The organism is Paenibacillus oenotherae (assembly GCF_019443105.1).
GTDB lineage: Bacteria > Bacillota > Bacilli > Paenibacillales > Paenibacillaceae > Paenibacillus_Z > Paenibacillus_Z oenotherae.
Genome location: NZ_JAHZIJ010000005.1, coordinates 142,176 through 161,948 on the forward strand (window position 1 = coordinate 142,176; position 19,773 = coordinate 161,948).

At 43.3% G+C, this 19,773-nt stretch carries 18 protein-coding genes; 1 reads left to right on the forward strand and 17 read right to left on the reverse strand.

Features of this window, described 5'->3' with window-relative positions; genetic code table 11:
• The 17 genes from rfbB to K0T92_RS09925 are packed head-to-tail and all read right to left on the reverse strand — an operon-like array spanning window position 1 to window position 18,693.
• Window positions 1–1,023, reverse strand: a complete 1,023-nt coding sequence (rfbB, locus tag K0T92_RS09845; protein ID WP_219872289.1) for a dTDP-glucose 4,6-dehydratase — start codon at window positions 1,021–1,023, stop codon at window positions 1–3.
• A gap of 9 nt (window positions 1,024–1,032) precedes the next feature.
• Window positions 1,033–1,590, reverse strand: coding sequence for a dTDP-4-dehydrorhamnose 3,5-epimerase (gene rfbC, locus K0T92_RS09850; protein ID WP_219872290.1), 558 nt, complete (start codon window positions 1,588–1,590; stop codon window positions 1,033–1,035).
• 21 nt (window positions 1,591–1,611) lie between these two features.
• The gene (locus K0T92_RS09855) at window positions 1,612–2,355 is read right to left on the reverse strand and encodes a sugar phosphate nucleotidyltransferase (RefSeq protein WP_219872291.1); all 744 of its coding nucleotides are present in this window, start codon (window positions 2,353–2,355) and stop codon (window positions 1,612–1,614) included.
• Window positions 2,356–2,366: 11 nt separating this feature from the next.
• Window positions 2,367–3,476, reverse strand: coding sequence for a dTDP-4-amino-4,6-dideoxygalactose transaminase (rffA, locus tag K0T92_RS09860; protein ID WP_425517645.1), 1,110 nt, complete (start codon window positions 3,474–3,476; stop codon window positions 2,367–2,369).
• A 20-nt stretch (window positions 3,477–3,496) separates the two neighbouring features.
• A complete protein-coding gene (locus K0T92_RS09865) occupies window positions 3,497–3,865 on the reverse strand; it encodes an EamA family transporter (protein WP_219872293.1) in 369 nt (122 codons plus the stop codon).
• Between the two features lie 27 nt (window positions 3,866–3,892).
• On the reverse strand, window positions 3,893–5,122 hold the full coding sequence (locus tag K0T92_RS09870) for an acyl-CoA reductase (RefSeq protein ID WP_219872294.1): 1,230 nt from the start codon (window positions 5,120–5,122) through the stop codon (window positions 3,893–3,895).
• Complete coding sequence (locus K0T92_RS09875; RefSeq protein ID WP_219872295.1) at window positions 5,097–6,206, reverse strand: LuxE/PaaK family acyltransferase; 1,110 nt, start codon at window positions 6,204–6,206, stop codon at window positions 5,097–5,099. The genes K0T92_RS09870 and K0T92_RS09875 overlap by 26 nt, the downstream gene beginning before the upstream one ends.
• A complete protein-coding gene (locus K0T92_RS09880) occupies window positions 6,203–7,588 on the reverse strand; it encodes an AMP-binding protein (protein WP_219872296.1) in 1,386 nt (461 codons plus the stop codon). The genes K0T92_RS09875 and K0T92_RS09880 overlap by 4 nt, the downstream gene beginning before the upstream one ends.
• The gene (locus K0T92_RS09885; protein ID WP_219872297.1) at window positions 7,585–8,328 is read right to left on the reverse strand and encodes an SDR family NAD(P)-dependent oxidoreductase; all 744 of its coding nucleotides are present in this window, start codon (window positions 8,326–8,328) and stop codon (window positions 7,585–7,587) included. Before K0T92_RS09885 ends, K0T92_RS09880 begins: the two co-directional genes overlap by 4 nt.
• Window positions 8,328–8,561, reverse strand: coding sequence for an acyl carrier protein (locus tag K0T92_RS09890; protein ID WP_219872298.1), 234 nt, complete (start codon window positions 8,559–8,561; stop codon window positions 8,328–8,330). The genes K0T92_RS09885 and K0T92_RS09890 overlap by 1 nt, the downstream gene beginning before the upstream one ends.
• Window positions 8,562–8,579: 18 nt before the next feature.
• Window positions 8,580–9,317 (reverse strand): GNAT family N-acetyltransferase, encoded by a 738-nt coding sequence (locus K0T92_RS09895; protein ID WP_219872299.1) that lies wholly within the window; start codon window positions 9,315–9,317, stop codon window positions 8,580–8,582.
• A 7-nt stretch (window positions 9,318–9,324) separates the two neighbouring features.
• Window positions 9,325–10,275 carry a glycosyltransferase family 2 protein gene (locus K0T92_RS09900; protein ID WP_219872300.1) on the reverse strand — a complete coding sequence of 317 codons (951 nt, stop codon included), beginning with the start codon at window positions 10,273–10,275 and terminating at the stop codon, window positions 9,325–9,327.
• 34 nt (window positions 10,276–10,309) lie between these two features.
• On the reverse strand, window positions 10,310–12,550 hold the full coding sequence (locus tag K0T92_RS09905; RefSeq protein WP_219872301.1) for a hypothetical protein: 2,241 nt from the start codon (window positions 12,548–12,550) through the stop codon (window positions 10,310–10,312).
• Window positions 12,551–14,449 carry a glycosyltransferase gene (locus tag K0T92_RS09910; protein WP_219872302.1) on the reverse strand — a complete coding sequence of 633 codons (1,899 nt, stop codon included), beginning with the start codon at window positions 14,447–14,449 and terminating at the stop codon, window positions 12,551–12,553. It abuts the gene before it with no gap.
• A 35-nt stretch (window positions 14,450–14,484) separates the two neighbouring features.
• Complete coding sequence (locus K0T92_RS09915; RefSeq protein ID WP_219872303.1) at window positions 14,485–16,263, reverse strand: glycosyltransferase family 2 protein; 1,779 nt, start codon at window positions 16,261–16,263, stop codon at window positions 14,485–14,487.
• A gap of 7 nt (window positions 16,264–16,270) precedes the next feature.
• Window positions 16,271–17,776, reverse strand: coding sequence for a hypothetical protein (locus K0T92_RS09920; protein ID WP_219872304.1), 1,506 nt, complete (start codon window positions 17,774–17,776; stop codon window positions 16,271–16,273).
• Window positions 17,773–18,693 (reverse strand): class I SAM-dependent methyltransferase, encoded by a 921-nt coding sequence (locus K0T92_RS09925; protein ID WP_219872305.1) that lies wholly within the window; start codon window positions 18,691–18,693, stop codon window positions 17,773–17,775. The genes K0T92_RS09920 and K0T92_RS09925 overlap by 4 nt, the downstream gene beginning before the upstream one ends.
• A 115-nt stretch (window positions 18,694–18,808) precedes the next feature.
• On the opposite strand from K0T92_RS09925, the gene K0T92_RS09930 reads away from it, so the two are divergent.
• Window positions 18,809–19,738, forward strand: coding sequence for an NAD-dependent epimerase/dehydratase family protein (locus K0T92_RS09930; protein ID WP_219872306.1), 930 nt, complete (start codon window positions 18,809–18,811; stop codon window positions 19,736–19,738).
• Window positions 19,739–19,773 lie beyond the last annotated feature (35 nt).

The following is a 19,773-nucleotide window of genomic DNA, read 5'->3' on the forward strand; positions in this document are numbered from 1 at the left end:
TTACGAATTCGTCCCCAGACGCTCTCCATACTGGGTCGCATAGTATTGCTGGTAGCTACCGGATAGAACCTGCTCCATCCATTCCTTGTTGCTGAGATACCAGCGGATCGTTTCTTTGATGCCATTCTCATAATCGTATTTGGGCGACCAGCCCAGCTCATTGCGGATTTTGTCTGCATCAATCGCATAGCGGCGGTCATGTCCCAGGCGATCCGTAACGTAATTGATAAGCGATTCCGGCTTGTTCAGCTCGGCCAGGATCGTACGAACGACTTGAAGATTGTTGCGCTCATTGTTCCCGCCTACGTTGTACACTTCCCCTGACACACCCTTATGCAGCACAAGATCGATTGCGCTGCAATGGTCTTCGACATACAGCCAGTCGCGGACATTAAGGCCATCCCCATAGACAGGCAGCGGCTTGTCGTTCAGTGCGTTCTGGATCATGAGCGGAATCAGCTTCTCCGGGAATTGATACGGTCCATAATTATTGGAGCAGCGCGTAATATTAACGTTCATGCCGAACGTTTCGTGGTAGGCACGGACAAGCAGATCCGCACCCGCTTTACTTGCCGAATAAGGACTGTTCGGAGCCAGTGGCGTTTCTTCCGTGAAGAGGCCTGTATCGCCAAGCGTCCCGTACACTTCATCCGTGGACACTTGAACGAACTTGGCAACGTTATACTTTTTCGCCAGATCAAGCAGCGTCTGAGTGCCCATAATATTCGTGCGGACGAAGATGTCCGGATGAAGAATACTGCGGTCAACGTGAGACTCTGCGGCGAAGTTGACGACAATGTCGATCCCCTCAGCGAACAGCGGCTCCAATGCGTCGCGGTCAGCAATATCGGCTTTCACAAAACGGTAATTCGGATTTTGCTCAACAGCGCGCAGGTTCTCCAGATTGCCTGCGTAAGTAAGCGCGTCAACATTTACGATGTGGTAATCGGGATATTGCTTCGCCATGTATAATACAAAGTTGCTTCCTATAAATCCGGCGCCGCCAGTAATGAATAATTTCATCGTTCAAACTCACCCTTCATAGAGAAAATTCATCTCCGCTTCAGCAAGCAGCGGATGCTTCGTATCCTTATCAGACAATATTGGCTGAGTTGTCGGCCAATCGATACCGAGAGCCGGATCATTCCATGCTATGCCGCGATCATGCTCTGGAGAATAAAGAGCATCCACCTTGTACTGCACTTCACAATTGGGCACAAGTGTACAGAAGCCGTGGGCGAACCCTTGAGGAACAAGGAGCTGGCGCTTGTTGGCTGCACTAAGAATAAAGCCTTGCCACTGTCCGAATGTTGGAGACCCCTGTCGAATATCAACGACTACATCATAGATTGCGCCGGCTGTTGCTCTAACGAGTTTCGTCTGGGCTTTAGGATTTAGTTGATAGTGAAGTCCGCGCAGAACGCCCGCTTCTACAGACAAGGAATGATTGTCTTGAACAAAGGCATGGTCGATGCCATTCATCTTAAATACAGCATCATTATAGCTCTCTACAAAGAATCCCCGGTGATCTCCAAACACCGCAGGTTCAATCAGCTTTACACCAGGGAGCTTTGATTCAATCACATTCATTTTGCAAGCACCCTTTTCTTCTTAAAGTTTTAACTTTCCGAACTCTTCTCCGAACACGATATCCTTGGCGAGCTCGTTCGCGCGCATTAAAGAAGCGTGCGTACCGGCATCCGTCCACCAACCCCGCAAAACATCATAGGTTAGCTCATTACACTCAATATATGCGTTGTTCACATCGGTTATTTCAAGCTCGCCTCTACCTGAAGGCTTTAATGTACGAACGATGTCAAACACTCGACTATCGTACATATAAATCCCGGTAACGGCGAAGTTGCTTTTAGGTGATTTCGGCTTCTCTTCGATCGAGACAATTTTCTCCCCATCCAGTTCAGGAACCCCGTAACGCTGCGGATCGTGAACCTCTTGAATGAGAATCTTCGCACCGCTGCCTTGCTCGCAGAAATTTTTGGTGAAGGCTGCAATGCTATCGCCAAACACATTATCTCCTAGGATAACAACCATTTGGGATCCATTGACAAACTGTTCCGCCAGGCCCAGAGCTTGCGCAATACCGCCTGCTTCATCCTGAACTTTATAGGTGAAGGTCATTCCAAACTCGTGCCCGCTGCCGAGAAGATTAACGACATCCCCCATATGCTCTTTGCCCGTCACGATCAGAACATCATTAATATCCGCTTCTTTGAGCTTCGCAATAGAATGGAATATCATCGGATATTTACCCACTGGGAGTAAGTGTTTATTAGTAACCTTAGTCAGTGGAAACAGCCTGGACCCTGTGCCACCTGCAAGAATTATGCCTTTCATTCCTTCACCCTCTATTCTTTTTGATAGAAGCTTTGTATGGTTTGAACAACTTTACTGATCTCATCAAGCTTCAAGCCATAATATAGCGGAAGCCTCAGTAAGCGCTCGCTCTCCGTCGTCGTGTAGCGGTCTTCTCCAGCCATCTCCCCGAATTGCCGCCCCGCATCAGCACTATGCAACGGAACATAGTGAAACACGGAATGAATCCCTTGTTCCTTCAGATAGTCGATCAATCTGGTGCGGACTTCCAAATTGGCTGTTTTAATATAGAACATATGCGCGTTATGAACACAATCATCAGGTATAAAAGGCAGTGAAAGATGTCCCTTTTCCTCTAATGCTTTCAGCCCTTGGTAATATGCGCTCCAGCAATCCAAGCGGTAATTATTAATCTGCTCTGCATGTTCCAACTGAGCGTACAGGAATGCGGCATTAATTTCACTCGGCAGGTAAGAAGAGCCCATATCGACCCACGAATACTTATCTACTTGCCCTCTGAAGAAGCGTGAGCGGTCAGTTCCCTTCTCCCGAATGATTTCTGCACGCTCTATATAGCTTTCATCATTGATAATAAGAGCGCCGCCTTCACCACAATTGTAGTTTTTAGTCTCATGGAAACTATAACAGCCAAAGTGGCCAATCGTACCGAGGTATTTGCCTTGATAAGTACTCATTACACCTTGAGCGGCATCTTCGATAACACATAAGTTGTATTTCGCGGCGATACTCATTATGACATCCATGTTGCAAGATACACCCGCATAGTGCACGGGTACAATTGCTTTGGTGCGGGATGTGATTGACTGCTCGATCAGCTTCTCATCCATATTCATCGTATCCGGGCGCACATCGACAAAAACGATTCTGGCTCCCCGCAGAACAAAGGCATTTGCCGTAGAAACAAATGTGTAAGAAGGCATAATGACCTCGTCGCCTTCTTTGATCCCGGCCAATATCGCAGCCATCTCCAAGGCATGTGTGCATGAGGTCGTCAGCAATGCCTTAGATGCGGAGAACTGGGCTTCAAACCATTCGTGACATTTTTTCGTATAGGCGCCATCTCCGGAGAGCTTGCCGTTTAAGATGGCATCTTGAATATACTCAGCTTCTTTACCCGTCACTGCGGGCTTGTTAAATGGTATCATGTCATCGACCTACTCGATATTATTATTCCTACTACAACGAAGGCCAAACCTATAACCTTATATGCTGTAACGGGTTCTTTGAAAAGATAAACAGAGAACATGAAAACAAGAACGTAAGAAAGACTCATAAATGGATAGGCAAAGCTTATATTAAATTTCGTCATCGCCGCCATCCAGAAGATCGAGGCTACAAAAGCCGATACAAAGCCGGAAAAAATTAATGGATCGAGCAGCAGCTTGAACAAAAATAAAAACTTGTCCATAAGCCCTTCAGGCAGGCTCCCGTATTTAGAAATCCGCCACTTCAGCATAAGCTGGCCGTAAACAGTAAATATAATGGTTCCAAGAATGTAGATATATCCCATAACGATTATACTCCAATTCTATACATATCAATGTTGGACAACCACTTCACGAGTTAAATAAGCAAGTAAATCATATCCGTCCCATACTTCATTAAAATCAAGCGCTCTGCCAATCGGCACGATACGGTCAATCCCTCTGCCGCCCAACCTCCAGGCAAGCTCTGTCAGCTCGCTTTCACTAAACCCGAATGTAGCCAGCGTCTGATCTCTCTGATCCAGGCATTCCAGAACATGGCTTAATTCCTCAACAGCCAATTCAAAGAAAAATCCTCCACCGCAATGATCCTCCTTAATTGCTGCCGAGAAATCTTTAAGGGTGGCCCGGTACGGATCATCACTATGTGCAGTAGAGAGTTGTGTGACCAGCCCTTGTGAAGCATAGGAGTAGCCTTCTACTAGACGGTTCATCCCAACAGAAGGTTGCCAGTAATGGCCCTTTTGCACCGTAACTGTTTTGACCGCCTTCCAAAATCTAGACCTTGCTTCTTGCTCTGCAGGCCCATCCGCGCCTACCCACACGACCAGCCGTGGAGAAGAACATGCCATCTGATCAAACCAGTATGCATCATTATAAAAGTCATTGGCAACTTGTATCAGTTCGCTATCCGTCATGCTCAATAAAGCAGCCGATTGGATGGCCGACATGGAGAAGCGATTGGCAAATACCATCTCCGTAGCCCGGGGAGGCAAATTCGTTTTCCTGATGGTTCTGATCGTCTCGTCTCCGCCCCAGATCACTCTGACGTTGCAAGCATCTGACAAGGTTTGGGTGATCGCCTCATCATGACCGTAGCTTACAACTAAAGTCCGTTCAGCGATGGCCTTGTACTTGTCCTCTTGTAATAAATCAGACAGAAGCTCCAGCAGCAGATTAATTTGCTCTCCTCTTCGTTGAGAGATCCGCACCACATTGTAATTGCCAACGAGCATAGACAGGAACCACGAATACACAAATATTGTATCTACATTGGATGGCGCAAAATGAAGCACCAGTCCTCTAGGGAGCCAAATGCGTCCCTGTTTCTTCGTTTCATAGTTTTTTTGAATTTCATGAAGATGCGCTTTTCTTAGCCAGTAGGACATCGCCATTAGTTCTGGATACTTTCTAAAGCCTTGGTTTTTGAGAATGCGGCTGGACAGGCTCTGGATGAAATCCATCATCACTTCCTCGAAGGGCAATAGCGGCGGAACGTTCTTCATTCCGCGAAGGCGCTCTTCCCAATTCGCCGCATCAGATCTGGGAACTAGTATTTCCATTGTTTCCTCCTGAATCAAAGGCATGCGTGTCGCTACATCCTCGTAGTTCGGCAGCTGGCAATCTGCCATGTACGACAAAGCTTTTTCCATGGCGTCCACAAGGGCAGTTATCCTCACCGAGTATGGTTCCCAGGTCTTCCGTAAGCAAGTTATGGCCGGGATAGCTTCTCGGCAGCAGACTCATCACCTGAATAATGCCTTGCTCTCCATTAGGCAGCACCTCAAGCGTCTGGGGATCGCGAACCAATAAATCCGCGAAGGATGGCGTATGGAGTCTGCCATGCTCACATTCCATAAAGATGGAGCCTACCTGTTCCACCATTCCATAAAAATTGTGTATTCTTTCAATCCCTAATTGATCCTTGATCCGCGATTTGAACGTCTCGTTATCGACTGCTTCATCCAACAACTTCTTCCATCCGCCGCTATGAATCAGGATGCTCTTTCCGAGTGATATTTTTTTATTTTGCTCCAGGGCTGCCTTATAGAAATACTTCCAAACCATAAAGGTAAAGCCGAAAAGCAATATCTCCTGCCCTTTGTGAGCTTCCAGAAACTGCTCAAGACCTTCCCAATTAATCTCCATGGATTCATTCAATAAATAAAAATGATTGCGGCCAAAATTGATCAATCCCATAATTCCGGCCCCACGTGCGCTAAAGGAAGTTCTATCTTTAATTACATTAGGGGAGTCAACGATGATCATGGGCAGCCGTTGATTGCCAAGGTATGACTTCACGATTGTAACCAGCGCCTTGGTCTGAAACAGCGACGTTTCTTTATCCAGAAAAATTCGCGACACAACCTGTGACGTCGTCCCGCTTGATGTAAGTGTTTTGATAACAGCTTCTTTTTCCACGCTTCTAAGCTCCGCCAGCTTAAATAAACGCACTGGCAGAAACGGGAGATCCTCGATCATCCCTTCCTCATGTTGAGCTGGAAGCGCCTTGTTGATATTTTCATACGGCTCACATCGTTCCCGGTGCAGCTTGGTTAGTGAGCTTATTTCCTGAAACATCATTTTCTTCTTGTCTTCTGCCTTCATTTCATATGGATTGCTTTGAAACAACTGCTCAAGGGTCATTCCAATCCCCCCAATGATTGTAGAAGCTTGTAATCTATTTTGCCTGTTTCAAGCCTTGGAATTTGTTCGAGATACTCGACTTTAAACGAGGTCGGATGCAGGTGATAATGAGATAGGATGGTATCCTTTGCTTGACCGATCAAACCGGCATCCTGGACATATACGCCCATCTTGGTATCATTGCCTACGCAATAGGCCTGCTGGCCGATTTCTTTCTCAATAAGCTTCTCTACATCATCAAGGTTGATTCTTAGCCCAAATAATTTGATGAAGCGTTTCATTCGGCCGACGATGTAGAAGTAGCCGTCTCCGTCCTGTTCCGCCAAATCTCCTGTTTCAAGCCTGCCCTCATTCACGTCGCCAGCAGAGAGCTCTGATTTGGATTCCGCATAGCCCATCATGACATTCGTTCCCCGGTAGATCAATTGGCCCTCTTCATCTATCTCCAATCGTCCACCCGGAATCGCCACCCCAATAGAACCGAGCTTCTGCTCAAGCTTCTCAGGCGGTATATAGCTCATTCTTGCAGTAGCTTCCGTCTGCCCATACATGACATAAAATTTCATATTCTTGCTGTTCTTCAGTTCCGCAAAGTAGCTTTGCAGCCCGATATCCAATCGCCCTCCTGCTTGTGTTAACGTCCGTAAGGAAGGCAGCTCCATCTCAGCAAAACGCAATCTTTTTAACATTTGATAAATATAAGGAACTCCTGCAATGGATGTAACCTCGTGTTCCTTGATTTGATCCCAGAACTCTCTTGAAGTGACCGCAGTTTCCGTTAATACAAGGCAAGCACCCGCATGAAGATGGCTGTTGATCACAGATAATCCATAAGAGTACTGCATCGGAAGCGTCGTGATCGGACGTTCATCAGAAGTTAGCTCCAAATATTCAGCAATGGATTCCGCATTGGATTGCAAATTCGCATACGATAGGCGCACCATCTTAGGGTTGCCGGTCGTTCCTGACGTCGATAATAACAGCGCCAAGTCATTGTGCATAACAGAAGGTTCCTTAACTTCACGCTGCATGACTTCATAGTCTAATACCGTGTGCGCCTTCTCGTATCCTTCTACAATCCGCAGATTGGATGGTTGGCATATCCACCTCGGACTGTATACTTCAACTAAATGATCGAACAAAGAGCCTTCAATATTAGAAGGCAACAAGCACGCAGTTTGGCCTCCTTGAAGGGAGGCCAAATAAAGAGCAAGACTCGGTAATGTATTGCTGCATAGAATAAACATGAGTTGTTTATCCGAAGCTTCAATCGTATTCTTTAATTCTCCAACCATATCATTCAGGTCGCCATAGGTGTACGTTCGGCCATTCTGAATAACAGCAGCCTGATCTTTCGGATGATTTAACTTCCAAAAACTCATTCCAGCATACCTCCATTAACACCAATCAGTTGTCCGGTCACATATGTCGATAATTCAGAGGATAAGTAGACCACTGTATTCGCAACTTCTTCCGGAGTTCCCGCTCTTCTCATCTTAATAGCGCTCACACGTTCCTGATACTTCTGCTCAGAAAGAGTCTGAACCATATCCGTATCAATAAAGCCTGGAGCAATCGCATTTACCCGGATATTAAAGGGAGCAAGTTCTTTGGATGCGGATAGGGTTGCACCAACGATTGCCGCTTTGCTTGCTCCGTAAACGGTTAACCCTTCTTTGCCAGCTTGTCCGATAATGGAGCTCAGATTAATGATTGAGCCGGATTTGTTCCGCATCATTATTCTTGAAGCGTACTGCATATGATATATAGTAGCATACACATTAATAGCGAAAATTCGATCTACTTGCTCTGGTGTTATCATCGGAAGAAGAGCCTCTTCCAATATCCCTGCATTGTTCACCATGGCATCCAGTCTTTTGTGATGCTTTAGAAACATTCCGAAGGCCTCTTTGACCGACTGTACATTGGAAACATCATAAGGCAGCACAAGCGGGCGGCTACACCCTTGTTGTTCAATCTCATCCGCGGTCTCATTCAGCTTCGCTTCATCTCTTGCTGCAAGAACAAGTAGCGCTCCTTCAGAGGCCAGCCTCAATGCACTTGCCTTTCCTATGCCACGGGAAGCTCCAGTGATCCATATGACTTTATTTTCTAATAACATTAAAATTGCACTCCATATTTGGACAGTATTTCCTTCGCCTTGGCAAAGCTGCTCAAATCAATAACATCTTCCGTTTCCATCATAATATTGAACTCATCATCCAAAGTAGCGATCAACGCCATATGAGAGATCGAGTCCCATTCAGGAATACTATTGTACTCAAGTCCATCTGTTACTTGTTCCTCTGATATATTCAACGTCTCGGCAAAAATCTTTCTCAATTTGTTTTCCACTTTAGTATTCCTCCTGGTTTAATAAAATTTATGATAACCAAACATAGGCTGCTCAAAAGTAAAACCCAGTCTTGCATATAAATTCATTACAGCTATGTTAGAGCCAGATATCAGATTTCTTATCTTTGTTATCTTCTCTTTCTCATGAATAAAATGAAACATATTGACCCATAGAAATCCGCCCAATCTGAGCGCGTCTTGCGAAAGCCCTGAGATAGGCATCTCAATCTCATTATCCTTGATGGCATAGCTGAAAAAGCCGCCTACCTGATTCTTAATATCAAAAACATAAAATTCTGTATCCATTAAGTCTGCAATCCAATTCTCGTATCGGCGTTGGGCAAACTCATAATTAACGAATGGATCCTCGTGAAATCTGCCATGAGTAAATGAAGTGGCTGCTATATGTTGAATTTGCTTCAAATCATCACGAGTTGCCTTGCGAAAATCAAGCTTTCTAGGTGATTGAGGTATTTTGGATACATTATTGTGATACGTGTATAACGAGAATTCTTTGATGCTGTATCCATTCTCTAATGCCGCTCTTTTCAGCAATTGATCGTTGGAATCATGTCTAAAGTAGGTGAGTTTCACCGACTCTTGTTCATTAATCCCATCAATCTTAAAGAATAAGTCCGTTATCTCAGCATCCGTGTACTGAATATTTCTGCTCTCCGAGGTAGGAAAGCCGAACACCCTGCTGTCCCATGGCGTAAGGCGCCATTCACAACTACTTCTGTTTGCTACAATTTCCACAGCCGTCTTATGCCTCCTTGTTATGCCCATCATCATGAAACGAAGATTCTCTCACGGCATATTGCCGGAAATGCGATACTTGGCCAATAATACGTATCAGGTATTCACCAACAACTCCAAAGGAGATTAAGATCAAGCCAGAAAACACACTGATCAGCGCGATTATACTCGCCCAGCCCACTTCATTAATCCAGCCAAAAATTTTGCCGCATACAACATAAATCGCGATAAGAAGCCCCACTATAGCAAAAATAAAGCCATTAATACTTATAAATTGCAAGGGAATCGTTGAGTAATTTACAAGCAGGTTCAATGCCAGCTTATAGCTCTTTTTTAATGAGTAGTTGGATGCGCCATATTTTCTAATATCATGCTGTACATCTATATTTATTATATTGGTTGTGCTGCTGAGAATTAAAGCGTCAATCATTGGATTCGGGCCCTTTGAAGCAATAATTGCGTCTACTAGCGGCCGATTAAGAATCCGAAAGCTGGACATCTTAAGATCCGCTGGCTTGCCAAAAATAATCTCGAAGCATTTACCGATAGCATAACTGCCCAAATTGCGGTACTTGGCATGCTTTTTTTCTAAAGGCCTGCCGATGATGCAGTCATAGCCTTTCTTTATTTCCGCCAGGAGTCGTGGTATCTCTTCGGGTGGATTTTGAAGATCATCATCCATTGTAATGATATATTTTCCGCTTGCATGATTCAAACCGCACATAATCGCATTATGCTGCCCAAAATTTCGCATTAAACGCATAATTTTAAAGCGCTTGTCTCTCCTGTGCAATTCCTTCATAACCTCATAGCTGTTGTCTTTACTATGATCGTCAATCAAAATTACCTCATAATCAAGTTCTTGCCCTCCTCCTGTCAGCGCACTTGAAATGCGCCTCTGAAGTTCTTCCAATCCAGCAGAACTATTATAAACAGGAATTATTATTGATATATCCATTGTTAGACGACCCACCCATTTAAAATAATTTATCTTATTTCTTTACCTGAGAAAACTGCTGATGGAAGTCGAGCAAGTAATAGTTGCTGTCTTCAACTCTAGTTGTGATATTATTCGCGGCAAGCTCATCAACTACACTCATAAAAGCAGAATCATTCGGTTGAACCGCGTTCTTCGAGATAATAGCATACCTTGTTTGAGCAAATTGCAAGTACTTCAACACCGCTTCCTTTGAATTCAATAACTCAGGATTGCCAAAACGCGAGGCAACATGCCCATAATCCTCAAATCGACACGCTAGCTGATTCAGAACAATTTCAGTACCGTCTTTATCCACTACGCCGATACAGTTTTCTATATCTTTTGATTCCTTGAGATATAATTCAATATTTTCAAGTCCTTCATTTCTTAATGTAGTCGCTTTGGTTGTTTCTGATTCAAAGTTGCTTTGAGTAAAATTCATAGCAAATGCTGAAGTTCCCCAACTCCAGGAGAAATGGGAAATTAAAGTTACAAATGATTGTACGGGTAAAAACATCAATAAAGACAGCAATATCGCCTTTTGCAGATTCGACTTCCCTTTATTGATAACAAAAGCGGAGGCCAGCACACAAAAAATAATCGCGACGATATAGTAATTCCCATCTCCCCCTTGAGGAAATGTCGTTATATAATACAAAGTACTTATAAAAACAGGAGAAAACACTAAAAATAGCACCAATGATCTCATTTTCTCTCTTTTTTTAAGTTGAAACAAAACAATAACAAATACTGCCACTAGCAATAACAGAGAGTAATTTCCAGGCCACACCATTATATAATGAGTGTATCCCGTAGGATCGAATATTATTTTCATCCAATGAGTAAGAAGCTCTTTTTTTTCATTAAGTACAAAATCATCAGAACTCCCCATTAGAGGATATTTGATCTGAAACCCTAATTTACTCCACAGACTTCCCAATATCGGGTATAAAGGATACCCCGTGAGTTTATAGGTTCTATAAACGATAGAAAGAATAACAAAAACAGCCATACTCAGTACAACTATACTGATGCTATTCCATTTCTTGTTTACCGGTATGTTTACAGGATGACTGCCCGATTGAGCATTTCTCCGATTTTTTCTATTGACGTATAGGAAATAAACGAAGAATCCAAATACAATTAACGGCACGTACATAAAACTTGAGATTTTACCCCCTAGCGACAAACAAAAACCCGCGAGAGAGTAGCATATAAATGCGTTGTCCTTCTCCTCGAACCATTTCCACAAATAATAAGTGCCCATAATTATAAAGAACGCAGTAAACAGATCCATTTTGGCGGTCGATGCCATGTTCGCTATCGCAGGCGTGGATGCAAGTATGGCTATTAATGCCGTATTAATGCGGGCATGACTCGATACTCTTCTCAAAAAAACGAACACCAGTATCAGCAACAGCCCAAACAAGATGACATTTAGCGACGAGTTAAAGCTGTACTCTCCCAGATCACTTAACGGAATGCTGAAAAACTCAAACAGCTTTGGATAATAGTGCACAATCATGACCAGACCCAGTTGATCGAAAAATGAATGCGCGCCTACCAATACCTTTTCAGGACGCAGCCCATACCAAATCGAGTCATAATCTAAAGCACGATTGGTTTTTGCAAACTGCATAAGCAGCATAACACTAACAAAACTAAAGCCAACTTGGGCTGATTTGCTGATTTGCGCACTCTTTCCAAGCAAATAAACAGATAGCGGCAGCTTATACGAACGAAGCGGGAATATGGCCCCCACAACTAATACCACTGTCAATACTCTTAGAGTGTTGAATGATCCCAACCCCAAAAAGGATAAGATCAAAGCAAGGGTACTCCATAACGTAATCCCAACAAGAAAGGAATTCAGGTAATACTCCAGGCTTCGAGCAGGATCTTCCGTATTCTTTGCTTTGAACAAGCACTTGAGCTTGCTGCCGATAATAATAATGCCTTCAATATAGGCTAATGCCGTAAGAGCAGGCAGCAAAACCTGATTCCGCTGCAAGTATAATCCTGCTACTGCCACAAAAATTATGATTGCCGCATACCTATTCAATTTAGTTAACAATAGGGCACAGAAAATCAAGAAAACAACAAGCAGCTCCAAGCCGCCTTCAACCGTTTCCGGTTGAACGGAATGCCATCTGTAAGTGCCTAATATGATATTGTGTAAAGTCTCTATATTACTAATCGCACAAATCATTGCTATAAAAACAATACCAATAATGCTAATTGTGGACTTCGACATTTATGTTCTCCTTAAAGCATCTTGATTCGACAATTCCTGAACATGCGCTATTATTGCCGACTTTTCTAATCCCTCGACATTCATTAACCGATGAACAAAAGGATCATTAATAATCAGTTGATTTCGCTTGTAGAAATTAACCAGGGATTGAATGAATCCTTCGTTATTATAACGGACTCGCATGTACTCTTTCTCTTTGTTAACCTGAGCTTTGTCGTGCATGATGTGGTAATGGTAAACTTTGGATGTTGGACAATTTACCATTCTATAGTTTAATTTGGCAATTTGCAGAGCAACATCGTTATCCTCGAATGCATTGATATATCCTTCTGAGTAATCCAGATGATCAACTACCTCTCTCTTGAACAAGGTTGCTCCCCCCGGAACCCAGCTGCATTCATGCCATAGTGCTGTACTCACTTCATTCTCGTCTTTATCTGTATCTGTTAGCAGGAAGGTGATAAACCCTTCAGACAGAGCGTATGAGGCACCATTAAATTGAATCTTGCCCGTCGGGAAAACAGTTTTACAGCACACAGCACCGATATTCGGACTTTGCTCGGCTCTGGTTATAATCTCTTCAAACCAGCCCTCTGTAACCAGAATATCATTGTCGAGATTAATAATATAATCTCCTTGTGCTAACTTCGTCGCTGTTCTTCTGCCGCCCGGACATCCTAAATTTCGATCGGAGTAATGAATCGTGACCCCATCGATCGCTTCTACATGATCCTTTAGATATTGTACCGTTTCAGGTGTTGACGCATTATCAAAAATAATGATCTCATGCGCAACTTTAACGGTATCTTTAATCGATTGCACACATTTCAACGTCATTTCCATTTTTTCAAAAGACAAAATAACAAAAGAGACCAGTTTATCAAGATTTCCATTTCGAATCTCGATACGCTGTCTGATTTCGCTTTTTATTGTCGTTACGATTCCTTCGATTCTTGCGGCCGCTTCTTGCGTCGTCTGTTTATCATGTATCCGATGGTGGTAAACAGGTTCAGGCAAGTATGCAAACGCATCCTGATAATGAAAAGCTGTTTTCAAAGCAATGTCATAATCCTGCGCTCCATCAAATCTCGACTCATGCAAGCCGATTTTGATAAAGACATCTTTGTGTATCATTTTCAGATGGCTTGTGTACATCCCGACTAATAGCTCCTGCAAATAGTTAGATGTCGGTCTGGACCGGAACGTTTCGACCTTGCTTGTACCATCTTTTTCAATCTCATTGTAACGGTCTGTATACCCGTAGACCGCGCCCTCTTTGGCTTTCAGACAAGCCATCAGTTTCTCAATCGCCTCAGCATCGAGCCAGTCATCGCAATCAAGGAAAGCAATCCAATTGCCGCTTGAATGAATAATAGCCTGATTCATCGTCTCGCTGATACCGCAATTGAAATCATTCCGGATATATTTGTAATTCGGGTGATGAGTGAAGCTTTCAAGGATAGTTGCAACAGCTGGATCAGGGGAACAATCATCGACTACAACAACTTCAAACGAGTGATACGTTTGGGCAAGCGCACTATGTATACACTTTTCCAGATAAGGGACGTTATTGTATACAGGTATGATGATGGATACTTTATCCCCTTCATTCTGATTCGTGGAATGGAGTTCTCCTTGCTTATTATCCTTTCGTCCCTTACCGCTAAATTTGGGCAGTCGAAGGGAGTCGCGCAGCTTGTAATACTTCGACATTACTTTCCATCCATTGGAATTATATATGCTTTGCAATAATGTGTTCAAGTCTTCAGATAACGATTTGTAATGGGTTGTAGAAGCCGTCAACCGCTCTCTTTCTTCATTGAGATATTGAATCTGCTTCGCCTGTGTGCTTATGACACGTTCAAGTTCTTTAATGTTATCCTTGTCCTCACTAGCCATTTGTCATATACCCCGCATTCGTCACGATTTATGTCTTATTTTGTTCGGAAGGACTGCTTGGCTCTGTCTAGCATTAGCCCAACAATTTGCTTGAAGCTTTTGTTCTTTAACTTGTACCTGACGGTTGATATAGCCTTGATTCTCTTCTCTCCTTCCTCTAGTTCCACAGAAGGAATTTCTTTCAATATATCTCTATGTTTATCCAGAATTTTCTGATGGGCGGCTTGCAGCAATATCTTGCGGCTGCTATACTCACGATTCTGATAAGGCACTTTATATACCGAGGTTGCCTTGTCCACATAAACAAATTCATGTGATGCCGCATAGCGAAGCCAAAGATCCCAGTCTTCCAAATATTCGAAGGATTCATCCATTCCGCCTAATTCATCATATAATGATCTAGAGAACAAAACGGTTTGAATCGGAAAAAAGTTTCTGTAGAGCAGGACACGCCGGTTAAAGTTCTCACGATATACGATTCTTCGATCCTTGATTTCATAGCAGTATTCAGGTGAGGTTGATTCTACTTCGGTATAGGCTTCATACGCCAGTGAATAGGCCGCTCGTTTCCCAGATGCAATGATCTCATTATACAGTACCTCAATATGCTCTGCGAATAATAGGTCATCATCATCCAGAAAGCAAAAATACGCCCCTCTGGCATGCTGGAGTGCGAGGTTCGCAGCACGTGTCCGCCCTGATTTTCCACTTGTGCATCTATACGTAATGTTGAGATCAGCAAAATCCTTGTTGATCATCCATTCCGAAGCATTCATCCCATCCTCGACAACAACAACTTCCAAAGAAGGATAAGTTTGATTTCTAATACTTAATAATGCTTCTCTCAATACTTCCGGGCGCTCTGTCGTCCTCACTAATATCGAGATCAATGGAGCTTCTCCGGCTATGGGCTTACTTGTATAAAAAGCTCCTTCTCTCGCCAGCTCATACTCAAATCGATTGAAAACAGGCTCGAACGGAGCCGAGAAGTTTGAACCAGTGCGCCTCATCCTATATTTCCTGCTCCAGCCAAAGCTCTTCAGAAGCTGTGCAATCAGCGACATTACATATCCTTTCGGCCTAATGAAAATTATCGCAGCCAAATACCATACGTACCCTTCCGCGATATCCTTCAACCTGCCGAATTTGAACCTCAGCCTCAAGTTGTTCACAATACTTGAATACTGCTGCAGCGGCTTTACTATTCCGGGCGACGAATACGAATAGTGTTTCACAACGCTTGTGGGAACATATTGCAGCTTATAGCCTCTTTGGCGGAACCTCCAGCTTAGATCAACGTCTTCCGCGTACATGAAGATAGATTCATCAAACCCTTCACATTCTTCAAAAACCTCTCTGCGGACCAGACAAGCAGCAGCACTGCACCAAGTTGTCTCTAAGCTTACAGGATTATACCATTTTGGATGCTCATAAGGAACCTGCCTCATCTCCCACATAGCTGTAACGCTTTCGCTTTGAATCACCGCACGCTTCAGTTCGAGCAGAGCATCCTTATAAAGCTCGGTGTCGGCATTTAACAGCAATATATAAGGATTAACAGTACATTTGACACCGTAGTTATTAGCGGAGCCAAACCCGCAGTTCTTCTGCAGCTGTACACATTGATACCCGCCGAATTGCTCCTTGTCCGGATAATTCTCAATGATGTCCACCGTCTGATCCTGAGATCCGTTGTCAACAAATGTAACCGAGATGTCACTGTTCATATAATCTGCAGCAAGGATGCTATTCAGACATGCCGTTACCCAACGTGAAGAATTATAGGTGACGATTATAATGTCCAGTTTTTCCACTGTTTGATCACCTGTTTTTCTTCCATGTTCTTTGTGCAGCCCTGAGAGGCGCAGTCAGCTTCCAAGAATGCGAGTTCTCCATTAGCTGGACATTCATTAATAGCTCCCTGTTGCGGCTTTCCAGCTCCTCGATCGTACGCTCTAGCTCCTCTTTTTCCCTCTCGACCGAATCCAACTTCACCATCAATTCCGCAGTTGACTTTTCTAACCCTGCAACATTTCCCGCCATCTCATCGAGTTCTATTTGCAATTGATGATTCGTATCCTCGACCGTTTGCTTCTCTTGCTCCAATACAGTTGATTCTTGCTTTGAGGAGATGATGTAATCGACAACGGCAGCAGGGAGCACCTTTATAACCCGCATAGAAATCTTTACATGAAAATCACCTGTAATCTGCCGATTAATTTTGAAGAAGAGATGACTATTGTCAGACAGAGCAATCATCTTCAAGGAATCTGCACTCTCTAGCCTGATCAGATCGTCGCTGAAGGTTATTCCTTCAAAATGGTTATCTGTATTTGCCACTTCAGCAGGCACTGTACTTTGTGCTTCTTGAAGCTGAACTGCCTTCACTTCAATTAATGCCGGAAAATTCGCTGGATCGATTCGGATATGATCATCGAATTTCTCTTCAAAGCTGTAAACCAGGTTCTGATATTGCTCCCCTGCATTTATCGACAATTCTTTCACATACGTATACACCCGGTCAACGGGCAAATATACGCCGACAGCCACTTGGTTGTCTAATGTGGTTTGCACAAGCTGTTCTGTCGTGTAGCCTTTTTTCTCGTAGGCCGTATAATCCTTAATTCCGTGCACATATTTCTGAAAATGGGTTTCTTCCATCTCAAGAAATATATTGTGCTTGTCTTGCGTAATTCCTACGACATCACATAATTCTTCAAATTCAAACAGCGCCCGAACTTCATATTGATGTTTGACCCAAAAAGCGTATACACTACGCCATATAATATAAAGAGACGGGATCTTGAAAGGGAAAACCCACTCACAATCAAGAATGACGATATTTCCCTCTCCATCAGAAATAACATTATCAAAGATCAAATCGATGTTTGCAGGCATCAAGCAATTCGAATCCTCAATGGTCAGTTGTACGCCAAAAACTTCATGAAACCCCTCATCTGAAATGAATTTCTCTATTACAGGGGTTTGCAGCCCATTTAATACACGTACAAAATCACGCAACTCAGCAATAAAGCGCTCCTTGTCCTTAAGTACGATCAGCCGATGCAATTTATGATCCCATGACTCGCCTTCAATAAAGGGATAATGCAGTTCATTTCCTCTTATCTCTGGAACGAGCACACTAACATTGCTGTATTGCTGGCCCAATTGAACAGAATTTCGATGAATGTTTTCGACATGTTCCCGTGCTGAAGGCGTCAGCGCTCTCTTCCGAACCATCTTCCGGCCATCAACTTCATATATTGAGGTTTCTAACTGAAATTGCGCCAATCTCTCGCGTGTATATTTTGAATAGAGGATTTTCATGAATGCCCAACCTCCTTCTTCTTGCAAAGAATTAAAAAGGAGTTGGCAAAAAAGTCGAATTTATTATTCTTAATAAGATTCTCAAGCACTAGATTCTCATTGAACATACGCAAGCGATCGGCATCATAAGCAGGAAATTCACCTTTGATTTGTCCCGATCGCGGCAAGTAGGTATCAGAAAAGATTTGATTGGGCATTTTGTAGTCAGGCATTGGATAATAAAACTCAATATCCATAAAACCCGTATCCAACAATAGCTTCGTTATCTCATCTTTACTAAAAGTCGCAACACCATCCTGATGCGGATAATTCTCCAGCCCATCGAAGAAGCGCCCTGTATGATCTTCCCTGGCCCCAGCCCAATACTTCAGCCCGAACTTATTTTCTATCGCAATAATTAACTGCCCATTATCCTCCATCAACCCGGCAATCTTCCGCAGAAAAGAATGATAAGGATTCTCTTCCTCTGTAAACCTGCCAGCGTACTCTAGAACACCAATGAGCGTTACAATATCAAAAGAAGTTTCAAATGAAACATCGTTCAAATTCCCAACCATAATCTCCAGATTACGATGATGCTTATATCTGTTCGCAATAATTTTCGCTCTCCGCAAGGATAGCTCAACCGCAACAACTTCTGATGCCTTTTCACAAAGCACACCCGTTATCGCGCCACAGCCTGCCCCAATTTCCAATAACTTGGAGTTCTCAGGAAAGTCGATCCACTCTACGATCTGCCTTCTTACAGGTGAGAAATGATACAATATGGGCCAACGGTCATCTTTGGAAATAACGTCTTCCAGATCAATTTCTTGCTCTGCAATGCCAAGAATTTCATCCTCAATACTTCCGTCACTATATACCGAATGTCCGTTATAATAATCTAAGTTGATCGTCACATTTCCAATCTTGTTCATTTCGTTTCTCTCCAAATCTTTAGTATCCGTGTACGCCTACAGTTAACATAAGCTATATGATACTATATAATATAATCTAAAACGACATGTATTTGTAGTTCCTAGGAGGGAAATCATGAGAATTATGGTAACCGGTGGAGCCGGTTTTATCGCTTCACATATTGTAGACGGACTCATCAATATCGGTCATGAGATCGCGATTGTAGACAACCTGATTACTGGCAAAACCCAATATATCAATGACAAAGCAAAGAGATACATGATGGACATAGCAGATGTTCAATTAGAGCATGCTTTCCAGGATTTCCGACCGGAAATTGTTATTCATCATGCTGCCCAAATTAGCGTGCAGGCATCCATTAACAATCCGCTTTTTGATGCACAGACCAATATCTCTGGAACAATTGCCTTGCTGGAGCTGTGCAAGAAACACGCTGTACGCAAGATCATTTATGCGTCTTCAGCAGCTGTATACGGCATTCCTAACTATCTTCCAGTCGATGAATCCCATCCGATCGCTCCACTGTCATTCTATGGAATATCCAAGCATACGCCGGAGCAATACATTAAACTGTATTCTGAACTGTTTTCGCTTGATTATACTATACTTCGATACGCAAATGTTTACGGCCCAAGACAAGACCCGGCAGGCGAGGGTGGGGTCGTGTCCATATTTATTGACTATCTGACGAATGACAAGTCCCCCTTTATATATGGAGATGGAGAACAGACAAGAGATTTTATATATGTAAAAGATATCGTATCGGCCAACATTGCCGCTCTAACAGCCGGTTCCAAAAAAACCATGAACATCTCAACCAATTCGCAGATTTCTGTCAACTCACTCTTTACTAATATTCAACAACTCATTCCTCAGGCTCCAGCGCCGCAATATGCGCCTTCACGTTCTGGCGATATCGAGCATAGTGTTCTGGACAACAGCCAGGCGATCCAGGAATTGAATTGGACACCTCTTTATACATTGGAGCAAGGATTGCATGAAACATGTGAATTTTATAAGCATCTTGCTTCCATGAGCATTTAACATCATATGATAATAAATCCAGCCCCAAGGACTAT

What these genes read in the sequence shown, in the direction of transcription:
- rfbC (WP_219872290.1), bottom strand. Translation starts at nt 1,590, where the DNA reads ATGAATGTGATTGAATCAAAGCTCCCTGGTGTAAAGCTGATTGAACCT.
- rfbB (WP_219872289.1), bottom strand. Translation starts at nt 1,023, where the DNA reads ATGAAATTATTCATTACTGGCGGCGCCGGATTTATAGGAAGCAACTTT.
- K0T92_RS09875 (WP_219872295.1), bottom strand. Translation starts at nt 6,206, where the DNA reads ATGACCCTTGAGCAGTTGTTTCAAAGCAATCCATATGAAATGAAGGCA.
- K0T92_RS09885 (WP_219872297.1), bottom strand. Translation starts at nt 8,328, where the DNA reads ATGTTATTAGAAAATAAAGTCATATGGATCACTGGAGCTTCCCGTGGC.
- K0T92_RS09920 (WP_219872304.1), bottom strand. Translation starts at nt 17,776, where the DNA reads ATGAAAATCCTCTATTCAAAATATACACGCGAGAGATTGGCGCAATTT.
- K0T92_RS09880 (WP_219872296.1), bottom strand. Translation starts at nt 7,588, where the DNA reads ATGAGTTTTTGGAAGTTAAATCATCCGAAAGATCAGGCTGCTGTTATT.
- K0T92_RS09930 (WP_219872306.1), top strand. Translation starts at nt 18,809, where the DNA reads ATGAGAATTATGGTAACCGGTGGAGCCGGTTTTATCGCTTCACATATT.
- K0T92_RS09900 (WP_219872300.1), bottom strand. Translation starts at nt 10,275, where the DNA reads ATGGATATATCAATAATAATTCCTGTTTATAATAGTTCTGCTGGATTG.
- K0T92_RS09910 (WP_219872302.1), bottom strand. Translation starts at nt 14,449, where the DNA reads ATGGCTAGTGAGGACAAGGATAACATTAAAGAACTTGAACGTGTCATA.
- K0T92_RS09865 (WP_219872293.1), bottom strand. Translation starts at nt 3,865, where the DNA reads ATGGGATATATCTACATTCTTGGAACCATTATATTTACTGTTTACGGC.
- K0T92_RS09855 (WP_219872291.1), bottom strand. Translation starts at nt 2,355, where the DNA reads ATGAAAGGCATAATTCTTGCAGGTGGCACAGGGTCCAGGCTGTTTCCA.
- K0T92_RS09870 (WP_219872294.1), bottom strand. Translation starts at nt 5,122, where the DNA reads ATGGAAATACTAGTTCCCAGATCTGATGCGGCGAATTGGGAAGAGCGC.
- K0T92_RS09925 (WP_219872305.1), bottom strand. Translation starts at nt 18,693, where the DNA reads ATGAACAAGATTGGAAATGTGACGATCAACTTAGATTATTATAACGGA.
- K0T92_RS09905 (WP_219872301.1), bottom strand. Translation starts at nt 12,550, where the DNA reads ATGTCGAAGTCCACAATTAGCATTATTGGTATTGTTTTTATAGCAATG.